Consider the following 17628-nt stretch of genomic DNA (forward strand, 5'->3'; position numbering starts at 1 on the left):
AGGGGGTCAAATCGTTAATGAAAAAAACAGCAGTCCTTCTTTATCCTCTCTTTAGCGAATATGAATTGTCAGTGGCATTATCCATATTAATGCAAGGCGAGAAAGAAATTATTACTGTCGGCATTACAGATCAACCCATCAAAGGGGAATCCGGGTTAACCTGCGTACCTGACGTGTCAATCGATGACATAAATCAAAACGAGATTGATAGTTTACTATTGCCAGGCTGTATGGACGTAGGAACACTCATAAATGAGCAAGCTCTATTCAATTTTATAAAAGATGTCACTAACGACCAAACCATCATCGCCAGCATTTCCAGCTCGCCTTTTTTATTAGCAAAGGCTGGGGTTCTCAAGGGGAAACGTTATACTGTTGGCCTCCCTGAAGAAGCTCTTCCGAAATTAGAAGTCTTTGAGGTAGAAAATTATTCACGAGAATTAGTGGTCCAAGATGGGAATTTAATTACAGCAAGGGGTTCTGGATTTATTGAATTTGGAAAAATGTTTGGAGAAGCACTAGGGCTAAATTTTGATATGAATTGGTACCTCCCTAGGAAGGTAAAAACTTTTTAATATGCTCCTTTAAACTTATCAAATAACTATATAAGGAGGAAAATCATGATCACCTCACTCAATTACGCCAAATCACTGGACCAACAAGACCCACTTCAACATTATCGCGAGGAGTTCTATCTGCCTGAAAACACCATTTATCTAGACGGAAACTCACTCGGCCTAATGAGTAAACGCTCTGAGCAATCCCTTTACGAAATGGCTGATTCCTGGAAAAAATACGCCATCGATGGCTGGATGAGCGGGAAGCAGGCTTGGTTTACCCTTTCGGAAAAACTAGGTGCCATGTGCGCTCCACTCGTAGGTGCAAAGCCTAACGAAGTGATTATCACTGCTAGTACTACAACCAACCTGCATCAGCTTGTGGCAACCTTTTACAAACCACAAGGTAAACGCACGAAAATCCTAGCTGACGAGCTTAATTTTCCATCTGACATCTATGCCTTGCAAAGTCAACTACAACTAAAGGGTCTTGACCCGAAGGAACATCTAATCCAAGTGAAAAGCCGAGATGGCAGAATGATTGAGGAACAGGATATTATCGCTGCGATGACTGATGAAGTCGCATTAATCATCCTACCAACTGTTCTTTACCGAAGTGGCCAACTACTTGATATGGAAAAATTAACGTCAGAGGCCCATAAACGTGGCATTTTCATCGGTTTTGACGGCTGTCATTCCGTTGGAGCAATTCCTCATCACTTCAGCAAATGGGATGTTGATTTTGCCTACTGGTGTACATACAAATACCTAAATAGTGGGCCTGGTGGCGTTGGTGCTCTTTATGTTAATGAAAAACATTTTGATAAAATACCGGGCCTCACTGGCTGGTTTGGATCCGACAAGGAGAAGCAATTTGATATGGAGCATACCTTTACTAAAGCACCAGATGCAGGTGCCTATCAAATCGGTACCCCACACTTACTGAGTACCGCTCCACTAGTAGGCTCATTAGAAATATTCGCTGAGGCAACGATTGAGGCGATTCGGGAAAAGTCGATAAAGCAAACCCAATACTTAATGGACATAGTTGCAGCTGAATTAGGCGGCTACCAGTTTACAATCGGCAACCCGGTCGAAGACCACCGCCGTGGCGGTCATGTAGCTCTTGAGCACCCGGAAGCAGCCCGAATCTGCAAGTCATTAAAAGAAAATGGAGTGATACCGGATTATCGCAATCCAAATGTTATACGCCTAGCGCCAGTTGCCTTATATACCTCATACGAGGAAGTCTGGCAGTCGGTTCAAATTTTAAAAAGAATTATGGAAGAAAAGCTTTATGAGAAATATGAAAATAAACGCGAAGTCATTGCCTAGGGGGAGTGCGAGTTGAAACTAATCGATATTTCAAGAAAACTTGGTAAAAATGTGCCCACCTGGCCGGGCGATACTCCGTTTTCCTTCAAAATAAGCTGGCCAAAGTCGGAAAGTGGTTCAGTTAATGTCGGCAAACTCGAAATGAGCATCCATACTGGGACACATGTGGATGCCCCATTTCATTTCGATGATGAAGGAAAACGAATTTATGATCTTGACCTTAATCTCTATGTCGGTAAAGCACTCGTAATCGACATGCTAAATAAAGAAAGCATCGGTGCCAGTGATTTAGCCCAAGTCGACTTTCAAGATCTGGAGCGGGTGCTTTTAAAAACAAATTCTTGGGCCAATCCGGAACAATTCCCTGAGACAATTCCGTTCCTTCGTCCTGATCTAGCAGCCTTTTTAGGTGAAAAAGGAGTTCGCCTAATTGGCGTCGATGTTCCATCCGTTGACCCGCTTGACAGCAAAGAATTACCTGCCCATCATGCTCTCCATGATTATGGGATTCACATTTTAGAATCGGTTAACCTCATTCATGTAGAGCCTGGCGTATATGAGCTAATCGCCCTGCCGCTTCCGCTGGCCGAAGCGGATGGCAGTCCGGTTCGTGCGGTGCTCAGGACTTTAGCGAATAATCGCTAGACAATCCAACTCCTATAAGCTAGTATCATATCGATACTAGTTTTTGCTTTTTTTGGGTAAATAATATAGTAAGCACATATAAAGGAGTAACCCATGAACTCATTAAAACCATTTATAAAAGCCGTTTGGGAAAAGTCAGGCTTTCAAAGCCCGACATCGATTCAAGCCGAGGCTATTCCCTTAATTACTTCAGGTAGGGATGTCATTGCGGAGTCCCCAACAGGAACAGGAAAAACCTTGGCTTATTTACTACCTGTCTTGGATAAAATAGATTTAGGTAACCAAGGGATTCAGGCAGTGATTTTAGCATCATCACAAGAATTAGTTATGCAAATTTTGGAGCAGGTGCAAAAGTGGTCGGAGGGAAGCGGGATCCGCAGCGCCTCCTTCATCGGCGGTGCAAACGTCGCGAGACAGCTTGAAAAATTAAAAAAGCGCCCACAGCTTGTTGTCGGTACTCCAGGAAGAATGCTTGAACTAATTAAACAAAAGAAACTGAAAATGCATGAAGTCAAAACAATTGTCCTTGATGAAGGTGATCAACTAATTGTTCCAGAGCATCTGGAAACCATTAGGCAAATTATTAAATCAAGCCTTGCTGATAGACAAGTCGTGCTTTTTTCAGCAACTTTAACCGACCGGTCCATCAGCCTTGCAAAAGACTTGACCCAAGACGCAGAAATCATTCAAATCAAGAAAGATGAAACGATTCAGGCAGGAAAGGTCGAGCATATTTATTTTCTATGTGAAAATCGTGAGAAACCGATGCTCCTTGAAAAAATTGGCCGGCTTGAAGAGATTCGTGGCTTGGCTTTTATTAATGATATCACCGAAATTAACTTTGTTTCCGAAAAGCTAAAATTCAAGGAAATTCCTGTTGGAATCATTCACAGTGATCTGAAAAAAGATGACCGTAAAAATGCTCTGAAAAACCTTCGTACTGGTAAAATCAAATTGTTACTAGCCTCAGATGTTGCTGCTAGAGGACTAGACATTCCTGATATTACCCATGTAGTCCATGTTGATTTTGCAAAAGATATCACCCAATATGTGCACCGGTCGGGCCGCACAGGCCGTTTCGGTGCGGATGGGGTCGTGATTTCACTCGTTAACGAACGAGAAGAGCGGGAATTGAAAAAATATTGTCAGGAATTAAAGATAACCCTAGCCAAAAAGGTATTCTACGCTGGAAAAATCGCTGATGAAAAAGATCGACCTTTATCCAAAAAGGAACCAGGTAAATTGAAAAAAGCTGTTCCTGTTAAGGTGAACAAATCGAAGAAATAAGCCACAGTCTTAGACTGTGGTTTTTTAAATTTGCTTTTAAGTTTTGGTGAACCAAAAGTAACGAGATGAGCCGAACCAATTTCCACATAAACAAATCTAAAATAAAAGGTAATTGTAGCAGGAGTATAGAATTATAATTTTAAATCGTAAAGGAGCGTGACCCGAAATGGAAAATCCAAAACTAAAGCAGCTTTCGGAAACATGGCTACCGGAAGCAACAATTGATGACATGCAATCCAAAATGCAAGCTGGAGAGCTTAGTGCCAAAGAATTAACCCTCATGTATTTACATAGAATTGCTAGAATGGATGGGAACGTCAAGTCCGTTCTCGAAATTAATCCAGATGCATTGCAAATCGCCGCTGCACTAGATAAAGAACGAGAAATAAATGGTCCTCGTGGCCCACTTCACGGGATTCCAGTCTTAATCAAAGACAATATCGATACCAATGATAAAATGCACACAAGTGCAGGTTCATTAGCTCTTGCAAATTCCTTTGCGCAGGAAGATTCATACGTCGCCAAACAACTACGAAAGGCTGGAGCCGTCATTTTAGGAAAGACAAACATGACCGAGTGGGCCAATTTTATGACAGAGGGTATGCCGAGCGGTTATAGCTCAAGAGGTGGTCAGGTCCTTAACCCGTATGGACCAGGTGAGTTTGATGTAGGTGGTTCAAGCTCTGGTTCCGGTGCGGCGATTGCCGCTAACTTTGCGGCTGTTGCGGTCGGAACGGAAACTTCTGGCTCCATTTTAAGTCCTGCCAGTCAAAACTCACTAGTTGGAATCAAGCCAACTGTTGGGTTGATTAGTCGTCAAGGAATTATTCCGATTGCCCACACACAAGACACAGCAGGTCCAATGGCGAGGACCGTAAAGGATGCTGTTTTGTTACTTAACGCACTGGCTGGCCCGGATCTAAACGACCCTATCACCTTAACGAATGTATTTACAGGGGATTATACGGAGTACTTAAACAAGGACGGATTAAGAGGTAAACGAATCGGAATCGCCCGTAAGCCATTTTTCGATTACCTTTCAGCGGAGAAAAAAGAAGTTCTTGATGCCGCGATTCAAAACCTAATCGAATTAGGTGCAGAAGTAATTGACCCAGTTGAAGTCCCATCGGCTAGCCGTAAGTGGGGTTATGATGTCCTAACTTATGAATTTAAAGCAGATTTAAATGCTTATTTAAAAAATCTCCACCCAAGCTACCCGATTCGTTCGCTAAAAGATGTGATTGAATTCAACCTTGAAAATGAAGAAAAAATGTTGAAATATGGTCAGAAAATCTTGTTAAAGTCAGAAGAAACGAGCGGAACATTAACAGAAATAGCTTATATAAATTCGCTTGAAGAAGATCAATATTACACCACAACACAGGGCATTGATGCAACCATAATCAAACACCAACTGGATGCCATTGTTTTCCCTAATAACTATGGAGCCGCTATGCCAGCCAAAGCGGGGTATCCTTCGATAACTGTACCTGCAGGCTACTCGACAAAAGGCGAACCTGTGGGATTAACGTTTTCTGGAACAGCATTTAGCGAAGGTCAGTTAATCGAACTAGCTTATGCGTTTGAGCAAGGTACGAATGCACGTAAGGCTCCAAACATAACTATCGAATAACTCCATCTCCAATCAAGCATACTACCTATGAAAAGCCGAAAGGAGATGATTTTCATGGGTAGAACGAAAAAAGGCAATGCAAACGCTATGCGAAACAATAATGCAAAAAAGGGCCGTACTAGTTCAGAATTAGTTGAATTTACAACTGGAATGGAAGAAAAACAATTTAAACGTCCAAATGGAAAAGAGTAAAAGAGAAAGGCTGCTCAGCAAAAGTTGAGCAGCCTAATTTTTACACTAAAGCCAAAATAACGACAAAATTTCCTAGGAAATTTCTTTTGGATCTGCTAACCATCGACATAGTTACTGCAAAAATTAGCGAAAATTACTCCTCTATTATTTGTTTTAACGGGTGCAATGCAGGTCCATTTAAGACAACCCCATCATAGGAGTAACGTGAACCATGACACGGGCAATCCCAGGTCCGGTCACCATGATTCCATTCGCATTCGCATCCTAAATGCGTACAGGTGGTATCGACTAAATGGAGCTTTCCATGCTCGTCCCGATAACCTCCAGCCCGCTTGCCGTTCACCAAAACAACAGACCCTTCGTCATTACCTAAATCGCTTGTGAATTTAGGAACATATTCTAGTTTTCCCTTAATGAGATGCTTGGCAACATCAGCGTTAACGGAGATTAACTTTTTCAGGCTCGGGTCCGCATCGAAACGCGATGTATCGTATAATTCCAGATAATCATTTTGCTTTCCTAATATAAAATCGGCGAGCACCTGCGCGGCAGCCGTCCCATTGGTCATTCCCCATTTGCGGTATCCGGTTGCTACCAAAATACGCTGTTTATCCTTTGTGATAGGTCCGACATATGAAAGTTTATCAATTGTTACTAAGTCCTGTGCCGACCAACGGTAAGGTATTTCTTGAACCTTAAAGGTTTGTTGGGCAAATTGCTGTAATGCTTCGTAATGCTTAAAGGTGTCAATTCCCTGACCTGTTTTATGATTATCGCCACCGACTAATAGGAGATCCTCACCATTAAATGGAGTGAAGCGAATCGATCTTACTGGTGAATCAGCACTAATATACATGCCTCCAGGGTATTTGAAATCCGCCTTTATTCCGAGCACATACGACCGGGAAGCATACATTCTCGCAAAATATAGACCGGGTTTATCGTAGAAGGGAAATTGAGTTGCCTGTATAACATAGTTACAGGTAATTCGGTTTCCCTCTCGTGTCACCACAACCGGATTGTCTGTTTCCTCATTTTCAATATCAGCTGCTGTGGTCATTTCGTATAATTGCACGTTATCACGGTTTAAGTTCTTCACAAGAGCCGTTAAATACTTGGTCGGATGGAACTGTGCCTGATTCAACATTTTCAGACCATTTTTGATTTGAATATCGAATGGGATACTATTTAGTTCTTCGCATGGGATTCTTAATTTGCCATATGCCTGTTTTTCGTTCTCGATTTTCGGAACATATTCATCAGTAGAAGCATACACGATAGCATCTTGCTCAAGAAAATCACAATCAATATTGTATTTTTGGACGGTTTCTTTGACAAATTGAATCGCACCACTAGTGGCATCATAGTATTGCTTTGCTTTCTCTACCCCAAAGTGGCTAATGAATTCATCATAAATTAAGTCATGCTGTGCCGTTAATTTAGCTGTTGTGTGACCAGTTGTCCCTGTTAAAATTTTCCCTGCTTCAATAAGAGCGATTTTCAGATTACTTTGGCTTAATATATGTGCAGCGGTAATCCCTGTAATTCCCGCCCCGACAATAGCTACATCGACACGAATATCCTTATCAAGCCTTGGGAAGCTAGGAAATTCAATTTCGCGCCAGTAAGATTCGGGGTATTGAGGTAATTTTGTTTCCATAAAGGTCCTCCTTTTATAGACGTACTTGTCATTATGTTTCCAAGTTTTGGTTGCGTTTATGTACAAGCAAAAAAGTTTTAACCTAACATGAAATAAATCAGCCATTCCATTGATTTTAGAGTTATGATAGAGAAAAAAATTACCTTTTGAGGTGAAATCAGATGAGCCAACATTTTGAAACAAAAGTCCTACATAACAGTAGAAAGAATAAACGGAATATTGTAAGCAAAGTAACACCAATTTATCAAACCTCATCATTTGTTTTTAACGATTTAGAAGAATTAGAGGGTTATTATCAAGGGAATGGTCATTATTTATACTCACGAGTGGCCAATCCGAATACGGATGAATTAGCTGAAGCTGTTGCCCGTTTAGAGGGCGCAGAAGAGGGGGTTGCAGCATCTTCGGGATTATCGGCAATTTTGGCAGGAGTCCTTGCAATTGTGAAGAGTGGTGATCACATTGTTGCAGCGGATGATTTATATGGTGGTAGTTTTCACATGCTAAAAGCAGAGCTTCATGATTTAGGGATTGAAACGAGCTTTGTTCCCTTTACCGATTTAGCTGAGGTAGAAAAATCGATTCAACCTAATACAAAGCTACTTTATACGGAATCAATCACAAATCCATTATTAAGAGTAGAAAATCTGACGTCCATCGTCGAATTAGCGAAGAAATATCAGTTAACGACATTAGTAGATAATACATTTGCCACGCCATATCACTGTAAACCAATTTTGTTAGGAATTGATTTAGTCGTCCATAGTGCAACAAAGTATTTTGGTGGACACAGTGATGTAACGGCTGGGGTTTTAGTCGGTAGTAAGGATCTGTTGGATAAAGCGAAAGCTAAAGTTGCTAATCTTGGGGCAAATGTTAGTCCATTTGAAGCGTGGTTAACTGTTCGGGGAATCAAAACACTCGCTTTACGAATGGAAAAACAATCCCGAAATGCTCAGCAACTAGCAGAAACCTTTACAACAAATCCGTTAATTCAAAAGGTTTATTATCCATTAAATCTAAGTGAAAATGGCTACGGCGCGATGGTCTCGATTGAGTTAAGCTCTGATGTAGATGTGGACGATTTTTTCCGTTCATTAGATTGGATTAAGATTGCACCAACTTTAGCTGGAGTAGAGACTACTGTCTCTCATCCCCTTACTACTTCGCATCGAGCACTGCCTAAAGATGCCTGTGAAGCGTTAGGAATAACAAAAGAATTAATACGGATATCCGTTGGAATTGAACATATCGAGGACATTATTGGTGGATTTACAAAAGCAATCGAGAAGTCGAAAAAAGGATAAGAGGAGTTGACCAATATGACGTTACCATGGTCACCTGAAATAGCCCTTATAGCAGAAGAAGCAAGAGTCTTAATCGAGCAGCAATTTCCAGAATTAAACCCTGTGAGCATTACTGAACTAGGTAAAGGCTTTGATAACACCGTTTTTCATGTTAATGGAAAATTCGTTTTCCGCTTTCCTCGAAAAGAGATTGCAGTAGAACTATTAAAAATAGAAAATCGTTTGTTACCGCTATTAGTCAAAGAGTTACCGCTCAAAATACCGGAACCAATTTTTTTCGGACAACCGACGGAGGAATATCAATGGCCTTTTACAGGATATCATCTTGTAGAAGGCGTATCACCAGGTACCCTATCATTCGAGACACGTTGCCTGTCTGCAGGGTCACTGGCTTTATTTTTAAAAAAGTTGCACCAGTTTCCAGTGGAGGTAGTAAAGGAAATAGGTGTTCCACATGATCGATTCGAGCGAATGAACATTCCAAAACGCAAATTGATGCTGGTGGATCGAATAAAAAAAGCCACCGATCTTGGGTTGCTTGAAGATGCAGCGGCCGTTTTAGCTTGGTTAAGTTCGATGAACGAAATCCAATTAGATACACCAGTTGCGCTTGTTCATGGCGACTGCCATGTTCGAAATATTTTAGTTGATGAACAAGGTGTTATCTCTGGTGTAATTGATTGGGGAGATACTCATATTGGCCATCCTGCGATTGATTTATCGATTGCTTACAGCTTTTTACCGGCGAACGGTCGTGAAGAGTTTTTTCAAATTTATGGTGATGTCAGTCAAGAAGTAAAAGAATCAGCGAAATTTTTCGCCATTTATGTCGCGACGGTGTTAATCCTTTATGGAAATGATGTGAAGGATGAAAAGCTCGTTAGTAGTGCACAAGAAAGCATTCAACTTGCGTTAAGCTAATTTTTATCATTCGGTAGTGGGTCTATTTTGGTCGAATCATCGGATTGCAACGCACCTTTTAGCCCATAGGCAAAAGCTCCACCAATAAAACCTAAGCACATAACCATACTAATCGCCGTTATCCACCATAAAGCCATCCAAACTCCCTCCTTTTTAAAGATATATGCAAGGAGGGTGTTTTTTTATCACTGTTAGGAATTTGTGTTTTTGGAATAATAATGGTAAAAAGCGAAGGCAGGAATACGATGAAAAGAATGGTAATTGTATTATTTATTCTGTTTTGCTTCCCCGTTTCCGTTTCCGGAAAATTACATGTGCCGATTTTGATTTATCATTCCATTGATAAATATACTGGTATAGGCTCAAAGGAATTGTTTGTTACACCTGAGAATTTCGAAAAACAGATGACCTATCTCAAAAAGAACGGCTACACATTATTAACATTTGAGCAATGGCAGGATATTGATAAGGTTAAGAAACCAATTTTTATTACCTTGGACGATGGATATAAAAATAATTGGCATGTGTTTGAAATATTCACGAGACTAGCGGATAACCAATTTCAGCCTCGAGCAACTCTATTCGTTATCTCTGATTTTGTCGGATCTCCCAATCGATTAACAGGAGAAGAATTAAATAGGTTAGCTAAATCTGGTTATTTTTCTGTACAATCTCATACTGCTACCCATCCCGATCTAACCAAAGAAAAAAATATCGAATACGAGTTGAAAGGATCAAAAGAAAAAATAGAAAAAATGACAGGGAAACCGGTAATAGCTCTTGCCTATCCTTATGGGAATTTTAATGAGCAAGTAGTAAGAGAGACCAAAAAGTACTATCTGTTTGGGATTACTACTACCCCAGGCCCATATCAAGAAATGGGCTATCAAAATGAGCTTTATGTTCTACCGCGTATCTATGTCAAATATTCTACTTCGCTAGAGGATTTTATTAGAACCATTGAACAATAATAAAAGGTTGACCGATAGCTCGGTCAACCTTTTATTTATGGCTAGCAAGATCTTTGCGATTTGGAGCCATCGGCGGTTGCTCAGCCCAACCGCGTTCAACCAAAATATTGAAACCATCCTTTTCGTATAGCAGGATTTCACCAATAAATTTACTTATTAAAGCACTTAAATCAGCCCTCATAGACAAAGATAAGGCATGTCCAAGAAGGGCCAAATCAATCGCATTCAAAAAGTGAAAAAGGGCAACTATAAATTTATCTGAAAAAGGTGAAACGGTGGACTCTGTGACCAGCATGGGAACGGACGCTAGGCCAAATAAATCTTCTTTCTTTAAAATGTCATTAAATACTTTAATTTGCCTTTCGGAAATTTCTCTACCTTTATCAATGTATTTTTTAATTTCCTTGTCCTTAACTACTTGCTGGAGACCTAAGCAAAGAACGACGGCAAAATAGTTTCGTTCTATATTAAAAAACAGCTCTGTTAACTCTATCGTAGTTAATGGTCTTTTTTGTTCAGGTACCGGTAATATAAACCACTTCTTTTGGATGTATTCGACTTCTTTCGGATAAGGAATCATCGGCGGTCGATCGTAGATTCCTTTTGATAGCGATAACTTGATGGATTCATTGTAAATTTCGACCGATTGATGAATGGAGCTTGTGAATATTTCTAGGACATCAGCCCGAGCTGTATTAGCGAGAATAAAGGAACGATTGATCATGTTCATTCGACTCATTGAATAAACGAAACTGAGGGCATATTCATCATAAAAAAGAGGTGGTGCCTCAAAATTAATATCTTGGTCAGAAAAGCCGTCTGGAATGGGAATCTCTTCTTTTGCGTACAAATCAGCTATTTTTTTCATTCCCTCCTCTGTATAAGATAATTCCCTTTGAAGCAGAGAAGTTATTTCTTCATCCTTTAAATGATATAAGAAATATTTTAACAAACACCTTGCTAGAGTCCCTTGAATATAAAATTGCCAAGTATTACCAATTTCAGCACTTGATAATCGAGCGGATGTATTCAATATTTACACCTCCATACGGTAAAACTGCTATGGTCTATTATTTGTTATTTTTTGGTGTAACATACTAGTATTCAATATAAAAAAGGAAACCGTTGCCGGTTTCCTTTTCTAACGTTAAGATTTTTTGGAGTAATAGCTTACCCTTTTAATATTTACTCCAACAAAGGATTCAAGAATACATTGGCCACCGGCAATTGATAGGATTAAGACAATAACGGAAGTCACTTTTGGAAAGAGCAAATAACCACCGCCAATGATAATGGCGCTCCAAACCCCAGCGCACCAGTAGCAATTTAACAAATAACCAAACATATTTTTGGGAACATCCTTCAGTTCTGGACCGTGTTCTGTTTGGACTTCTCTTCTTTCCATAAAAGGTTTACGAATGAATTCGGTTATCTTATCAAAAACAATAAGATGAGTTAATCGATAACTAGCTAATATGAGCATCACATACGATATCCAAGATAACTCAAACATAGTAAAACTCCTGACTAAGACGAATTTAATTAGTATGTTTTACTCGTTTTTTGCTGATTATACAAATTAACTTAATAGCCTAATTCCTCTAGGACTTCCATCATTAAATCTGGACGATTTGTAATAATACCATCGGCCCCATTTTTAAGAAGTGTTCGCATAGTTTCTTTATCATCAATAGTCCAGTATTGTATTTTTACATTACGGCGTTTCGCTTCTTTTATAATACTCGGTGCTGCTAAATTAATCATGCTTTCTTTCGTTGGAATCTGAAAAACATCAGCATTTGGTTCGTATAGGTTTGCTAAAAATAATTTCTTAAAGATAATAAATTTTTTAATTTCGTCTCTACCGGCCGATAAAGCGACCTTTCCATTAGAAATTACTTTAAATTTATTTAGAATGTCCTGGTCAAAGGAAGCAACAATAACTTGGTCTTGCTTTTGATATTTTTGAATGAGGTTCCAAAACTTTGATGATATCTCCTCAATCCGATCCTCCGGATTATCATCCTTAATTTCTATAACCATCTTTATGTCAGGAAAGGCTTGGAAAACCTCATCTAATGATGGAATATAGGCTCCTTTGCCGCGGTAGGAATATTTTCCATTTAAATCTTTAAAATGATACCCAGCATCCAGTTCCTGGATTTCCTTTAACGTAAGATCCTTAATCAGTCCTTTTCCGTTAGTTGTACGATCAACGGAAGGGTCATGGATAGTGACAAGATGCCCGTCCTTTGTGATATGAATATCAAATTCCAGAACGTCTACACCCATGTCTACTGCTTGATTAAAGGCTACCATCGTGTTAGATGGAGCAAGTAATTCGCCGCCTTGATGGGCAATGACTAAAGGACGTTCGGCATTAAAAAATGGGTGATTTGGTCTTTTTTCAACAGGACCGAAATTTAAGACAAGGTAAGAAATGAGTATTAAAAGAATGATAATGCCAATCCATTTGATTTTCTTTCTAGGTTTCTTATTCATATTTAATTCTATTTGACTCACTATTTCACATCCCCCTTTATGTATTCATTATTACTTTGACATAAAAAAATTCGTATATTTTATGGCGAATTTCGAAATTCTAAATGTGGAGGTGTGTGTCATGTTAAAAAAACACATATGGATTTGTTTAGCTTTATTTGTCTCCCTGCTTTCTTCGCCTACTATTTCACATGCGCAACAGGTCTATACTGTTCAGCCGGGAGATTCACTTTGGAAAATTGCTGTACGTTATCAGGTAGGTATTTCAGAGATTATTCAAGCCAACCCACAGTTTAAAAATCCCAATTTGATTTACCCTGGAGACAAGGTTAATATCCCAAACTTTGATGCGATCAAGAGTATCGAAAATCAGGTGATTCAATTGACCAATCAGCAGCGGGCAAAAAATGGATTAAAACCGCTTGCGGCTAATTGGGAATTGTCTCGTGTGGCACGTTACAAATCAAATGATATGAGAGACAAAAAATATTTCTCACATACTAGTCCAACATATGGTTCACCATTTACAATGATGAAGAACTTCGGAATTGGCTACAGTAGTGCAGGAGAAAATATCGCAGCAGGTCAAAGAACAGCTCAGGAAGTCGTCAATTCTTGGATGAACAGCGAAGGACACCGCAAAAATATTCTAAGCCCAAGTTTCAACCAAATCGGTGTAGGCTACTCAAGCGGCGGCTCATACGGCACCTACTGGACCCAAATGTTCATCCAAAAATAACATAACAAAAAACCAACAAATACTTTAACACTTTAAAGCGTGTGGGGACTGTCCCCACACGCTTTAAAGTGTTAAAGTGGCTTACGCTTTTCTAATTTGTCTAGCTCCAGCCGCTAGCCCCTCGAGGTCATAAGCCACTTCCAACAAGAAGGCAAAAGCGGCCTTCTTGTTGGAAGCGTCTTATGCTTGTCGGGGCTGACCAAGCGGCTTACGCTTTCCTACGTCTCAGGTCCTATTCCAAAATCAAGCTTAAGCTCGTTATGAGTATTTCGGAAAATAGGTAAGATGAGTACATAAGGAAGGAGGCAGTGAATATGAAAAAGTTCGGGTTATTAGTAGCAGGCGGAATCGCGGCGATTGTTCTATTTTCAACAATTGGGCCAATCGTCGGTTTAGCAGTAAGCTTGCTTGTGTTGTACTTCGCTATTAGGAAGTTTATGAAGACAGACTCCACGATGAAGAAGATTGGTTGGGCAGCTATTGGTTTGATTGCCTTAATCATTATTGCGCATAATGTTCCAGCCATCTTAGGAGTTGTAGCCGCTTATGTCTTATATGTGGTTTACAAAAAGTGGAATCATTCAAAACCGGTAGTGATCGAAAAAGAAAGCGATGATCCATTCGTAAACTTCGAAAAGCAATGGAATCATTTAAAAAACAATTAATTAAGGGAGAGAATGAAAATGACAAACTTATTTACTCGTATTAAAGACATGATTGCCGCTGACTTACATTCAGCAATGGATCAAAAGGAAAAGAAAAACCCAATTGCGTTATTAAATGAATACCTACGCCAAAGCGAATTAGAAACAGAAAAAGTTCGCAAGCTTGTAGAACGCCAATATCAATTAAAGGATGAATTTACTCGTGAATTAAACAACGCAAAGGAGATGGCTAATAAGCGCAAGCATCAGGCACAAGTAGCCGAGCAAGCTGGTGAGCAAAACTTGTTTGAATTTGCTGCTGCTGAACAACGTCAATACGAAGAGCGAGTTCTGCGCTTAGAGTCTTCATTACAAACCGTTCAAGGGCAATTAAATGACTTAGAAAAGAAATACGAAGAAATGAAGCACAAGCTTAAGGACATGAACCTTCGTCGTCTAGAGCTAATGGGTAGAGAAAATGTCACTCGTGCCAATCACCGGATCGATCAAGTGCTTGACTCCAATCAATATTCTGATAAGTCATTTTCAAAATTCCAAGAAATCGAAAGCTACTTAGATCGATTAGAAAACCAAGTAAACAGTTCTTACTATTGCAGCACTATTGATGCAAAAATTGCCCAGTTGGAAAAAGAAATGAAAGTTACGCAAAACACATTAAATTCATAGGGAAAACATGGTATTCTAAAAAGGCGTAGGTATCCTACGTCTTTTGCCCACCCAATAAATATAGAATTGGAAGATAAAGAGAGGGGGTAAGTGGGATGTTAAAGAAGCTTAATAGCGAATATATTAGTTGGATTATATTAATCGGAGCCGTCATCCTCCTTTTGGAAGTGACCTTTATTAATAAAGGCCTTATTTTCTCTCTTTTTATTTCCATAGCGATGGTTTACTTAGGTAGAAAGTCAATGCCAAAAAAATTAGGAAAACTCTTATTTTGGGGAGGATTAATTCTATTTACGGCAAATATTTTTCAAATGCTAACCTTCCGCTTATTATTGCTGGCGATATTTATTTATTTTGTGATCCAGTTTGCACATTCAAAGAAGTTACCTAATATGATTAGCCCCGTAGTGGGGATGCCAAAAGAACCGACACAAACAGAACAGCTTATACAAAAGAAGCCTTTATTCAAAAACATTCTTTTTGGTGGACAACGCACACCTGATCATGTTTATGAATGGAATGATATCAACATTCAAAGCGGAGTGGGAGATTCGATCATTGATTTAAGTTATACAGTTTTACCTAAAGGGGAAACGGTTATTTATATTCGTAATTTCATAGGAAACGTTCAAATTTTTGTTCCTTATGATTATGAGATTTCCCTTCGCCATTCGGTCTTGTTTGGTTCGACGACTGTATTCGATCATCATGAAGAGAAAATGTTAAACCAAGTCATTCAAATGCAGACACCGGACTACGAAAAGGCTGAACATAAAATTAAAATCATCACCTCCGTTGTTTTAGGGGATATAGAGGTGAAGAGAATATGAGTACACTTCAAAGGCAAATGTTATGGGGGGTTACGTTCTCTTTCCTCTTGATGGGGCTATTATCTATGGCCTTTTTCTTTGTGTTTCCGCCGCCTAATTTGGTGGAATTCTGGGAACGAGATATAGCAGATATCCCTTTTTTACTGTTTATTCCAGCAATTAGTATTGGAATTGGTATTTTATTTGGATTATTCTCGGGATTATTTTGGCGCAAAGCAATTTTATCGATTGATAGAGTTCTTCATCAATTAGAGGAAGGAGTGCCAGTGGAGATTAACCGAACCAATAGCTGTGAAGAAGTAGACACGGTTTATAACCGTATTGAACGAATTTATAAGCAAATAACCGAAAAGGCTAAAATTTCACAGCGGATGGCAACTGAAAAAGTAGAGGACCAGGAGCAACGTATCCAGGAAATCATCTCTCAGGAACGAAATCGGTTAGCACGAGAATTACATGACTCAGTAAGCCAACAATTATTTGCTGCTTCAATGATGATGTCGGCAATTAATGAGATGAGACCCGTTACAGAGGACCGAGAAACGAAACAACTAAAGATGGTAGAGGAAATGATTCACCAATCCCAGTTAGAGATGAGAGCTCTTTTGCTTCATTTAAGGCCGGTTGCATTAAAAGGAAAAACGTTACAAGAAGGAATTGCCGAGCTTTTAATCGAATTATCACAAAAAGTAACGATGGATATTCAATGGAAAATAGAAGATATAACTTTAGATAAAGGTATAGAAGATCACTTATTCCGGATTTTACAGGAGTCGGTATCTAATACACTTCGACATTCCAAGGCCAGTAAACTAGAAGTCCTTCTAATTAAACGCGATGACCTTGTCATTATGCGTGTCGTCGATGACGGAGTGGGATTTGATGCAGAAGAAGATAAAGCAGGTTCGTATGGGATGCAAAATATGCATGAACGAGCAGTTGAGGTTGGTGGGACCTTGAAGGTCGTTAGTGTGAAAAACAAAGGGACGAGATTAGAAGTAAAGGTCCCAATAACAAATAAGGGTGAGGACGATGATTAGAGTTGTGTTTGTCGATGATCATGAAATGGTTCGTATAGGGGTTTCTTCCTACCTCTCTGCCCAACCAGATATCGAAGTAGTTGGAGAGGCCGATAATGGTCGCCGAGGAGTAGAATTAGCCTTGGAGTTGCGTCCCGACATTATCCTAATGGATTTAGTCATGAAAGAAATGGATGGTATTGAAGCCACTAGACAGATTGTTGAACAATGGCCAGAAGCAAAGGTTATTATCGTTACCAGTTTCTTAGATGACGAAAAAGTCTATCCTGCTTTAGAAGCCGGAGCTACTAGCTATATGCTAAAGACATCAAAAGCAGGGGAAATTGCTGAAGCAGTTAGAGCTACCTACCATGGGCAATCGGTGTTAGAACCTGAAGTGACGGGGAAAATGATGCTGAAAATGCGTCAGAAAACCACTCACTTGCCACATGAGGAACTAACGAGCAGAGAGCTAGAAATTCTACTGTTGATGGCAGAAGGAAAAACCAACCAAGAAATCGCTGACGAATTATTCATCGCCCTAAAAACTGTCAAAACACACGTCAGCAACATCCTAAGCAAACTACAAGTCCAAGATCGCACCCAAGCCGTCATCTATGCTTTCAAACACTCATTAGTAAAATAGCACTTTAACGCTTTAAAGCATGTGTATTTTTTAAAACACTAAAGCACTTTAGT

At 39.6% G+C, this 17628-nt stretch carries 20 protein-coding genes; 15 read left to right on the top strand and 5 right to left on the bottom strand.

Annotation, left to right across the window (positions count from 1 at the left end):
• Nucleotides 1–17 precede the first annotated feature (17 nt).
• From ACX9YW_RS04565 to ACX9YW_RS04590, 6 genes are all read left to right on the top strand, one after another.
• The gene (locus ACX9YW_RS04565) at nt 18–575 is read left to right on the top strand and encodes a DJ-1/PfpI family protein (protein ID WP_460342479.1); all 558 of its coding nucleotides are present in this window, start codon (nt 18–20) and stop codon (nt 573–575) included.
• A gap of 45 nt (nt 576–620) precedes the next feature.
• A complete protein-coding gene (gene kynU / locus ACX9YW_RS04570) occupies nt 621–1892 on the top strand; it encodes a kynureninase (RefSeq protein WP_460342482.1) in 1272 nt (423 codons plus the stop codon).
• A gap of 12 nt (nt 1893–1904) precedes the next feature.
• On the top strand, nt 1905–2537 hold the full coding sequence (kynB, locus tag ACX9YW_RS04575) for an arylformamidase (RefSeq protein ID WP_460342485.1): 633 nt from the start codon (nt 1905–1907) through the stop codon (nt 2535–2537).
• A gap of 93 nt (nt 2538–2630) precedes the next feature.
• Nucleotides 2631–3824 carry a DEAD/DEAH box helicase gene (locus ACX9YW_RS04580; RefSeq protein WP_460342488.1) on the top strand — a complete coding sequence of 398 codons (1194 nt, stop codon included), beginning with the start codon at nt 2631–2633 and terminating at the stop codon, nt 3822–3824.
• A gap of 166 nt (nt 3825–3990) precedes the next feature.
• Nucleotides 3991–5457, top strand: a complete 1467-nt coding sequence (locus tag ACX9YW_RS04585) for an amidase family protein (protein ID WP_460342491.1) — start codon at nt 3991–3993, stop codon at nt 5455–5457.
• Between the two features lie 54 nt (nt 5458–5511).
• Nucleotides 5512–5649, top strand: a complete 138-nt coding sequence (locus ACX9YW_RS04590; protein ID WP_460342494.1) for a protein YpzF — start codon at nt 5512–5514, stop codon at nt 5647–5649.
• A 133-nt stretch (nt 5650–5782) separates the two neighbouring features.
• Here the strand turns inward: ACX9YW_RS04590 and ACX9YW_RS04595 are convergent, their stop codons facing one another.
• Complete coding sequence (locus ACX9YW_RS04595) at nt 5783–7309, bottom strand: FAD-dependent oxidoreductase (RefSeq protein ID WP_460342496.1); 1527 nt, start codon at nt 7307–7309, stop codon at nt 5783–5785.
• A gap of 161 nt (nt 7310–7470) precedes the next feature.
• On the opposite strand from ACX9YW_RS04595, the gene ACX9YW_RS04600 reads away from it, so the two are divergent.
• Both ACX9YW_RS04600 and ACX9YW_RS04605 read left to right on the top strand, forming a co-directional pair.
• Entirely contained in the window at nt 7471–8616 is a 1146-nt protein-coding gene (locus tag ACX9YW_RS04600) for a trans-sulfuration enzyme family protein (protein WP_460342499.1), read from the top strand.
• Between the two features lie 15 nt (nt 8617–8631).
• Nucleotides 8632–9537, top strand: coding sequence for a phosphotransferase (locus tag ACX9YW_RS04605; RefSeq protein ID WP_460342502.1), 906 nt, complete (start codon nt 8632–8634; stop codon nt 9535–9537).
• On the opposite strand, the gene ACX9YW_RS04610 is transcribed toward ACX9YW_RS04605, so the two are convergent.
• The gene (locus tag ACX9YW_RS04610) at nt 9534–9674 is read right to left on the bottom strand and encodes a hypothetical protein (protein WP_460342505.1); all 141 of its coding nucleotides are present in this window, start codon (nt 9672–9674) and stop codon (nt 9534–9536) included. The genes ACX9YW_RS04605 and ACX9YW_RS04610 overlap by 4 nt on opposite strands.
• A 108-nt stretch (nt 9675–9782) precedes the next feature.
• Between ACX9YW_RS04610 and ACX9YW_RS04615 the strand changes: the two genes are divergently transcribed.
• Nucleotides 9783–10508, top strand: coding sequence for a polysaccharide deacetylase family protein (locus ACX9YW_RS04615; RefSeq protein WP_460342508.1), 726 nt, complete (start codon nt 9783–9785; stop codon nt 10506–10508).
• A gap of 31 nt (nt 10509–10539) precedes the next feature.
• Here ACX9YW_RS04615 and ACX9YW_RS04620 read toward each other — a convergent pair whose 3' ends face one another.
• From ACX9YW_RS04620 to ACX9YW_RS04630, 3 genes are all read right to left on the bottom strand, one after another.
• Nucleotides 10540–11541, bottom strand: coding sequence for a DUF3231 family protein (locus ACX9YW_RS04620; RefSeq protein WP_460342511.1), 1002 nt, complete (start codon nt 11539–11541; stop codon nt 10540–10542).
• A gap of 114 nt (nt 11542–11655) precedes the next feature.
• Nucleotides 11656–12021, bottom strand: coding sequence for a DUF1360 domain-containing protein (locus ACX9YW_RS04625; RefSeq protein ID WP_460342514.1), 366 nt, complete (start codon nt 12019–12021; stop codon nt 11656–11658).
• A gap of 71 nt (nt 12022–12092) precedes the next feature.
• Nucleotides 12093–13031 (bottom strand): glycerophosphodiester phosphodiesterase family protein, encoded by a 939-nt coding sequence (locus ACX9YW_RS04630; RefSeq protein WP_460342517.1) that lies wholly within the window; start codon nt 13029–13031, stop codon nt 12093–12095.
• Nucleotides 13032–13131: 100 nt separating this feature from the next.
• On the opposite strand from ACX9YW_RS04630, the gene safA reads away from it, so the two are divergent.
• From safA to ACX9YW_RS04660, 6 genes are all read left to right on the top strand, one after another.
• Nucleotides 13132–13749, top strand: coding sequence for a SafA/ExsA family spore coat assembly protein (gene safA / locus ACX9YW_RS04635; protein ID WP_460342520.1), 618 nt, complete (start codon nt 13132–13134; stop codon nt 13747–13749).
• 314 nt (nt 13750–14063) lie between these two features.
• Entirely contained in the window at nt 14064–14414 is a 351-nt protein-coding gene (locus ACX9YW_RS04640) for a lmo0954 family membrane protein (protein WP_460342523.1), read from the top strand.
• Nucleotides 14415–14432: 18 nt separating this feature from the next.
• Complete coding sequence (locus ACX9YW_RS04645) at nt 14433–15080, top strand: PspA/IM30 family protein (RefSeq protein ID WP_460342526.1); 648 nt, start codon at nt 14433–14435, stop codon at nt 15078–15080.
• A 95-nt stretch (nt 15081–15175) separates the two neighbouring features.
• Nucleotides 15176–15910, top strand: coding sequence for a cell wall-active antibiotics response protein LiaF (liaF, locus tag ACX9YW_RS04650; RefSeq protein WP_460342529.1), 735 nt, complete (start codon nt 15176–15178; stop codon nt 15908–15910).
• Complete coding sequence (locus tag ACX9YW_RS04655; protein WP_460342532.1) at nt 15907–16950, top strand: sensor histidine kinase; 1044 nt, start codon at nt 15907–15909, stop codon at nt 16948–16950. The genes liaF and ACX9YW_RS04655 overlap by 4 nt, the downstream gene beginning before the upstream one ends.
• The gene (locus ACX9YW_RS04660; RefSeq protein ID WP_460342535.1) at nt 16943–17575 is read left to right on the top strand and encodes a response regulator transcription factor; all 633 of its coding nucleotides are present in this window, start codon (nt 16943–16945) and stop codon (nt 17573–17575) included. Before ACX9YW_RS04655 ends, ACX9YW_RS04660 begins: the two co-directional genes overlap by 8 nt.
• Nucleotides 17576–17628 lie beyond the last annotated feature (53 nt).

This window comes from Pseudoneobacillus rhizolycopersici (assembly GCF_054786815.1).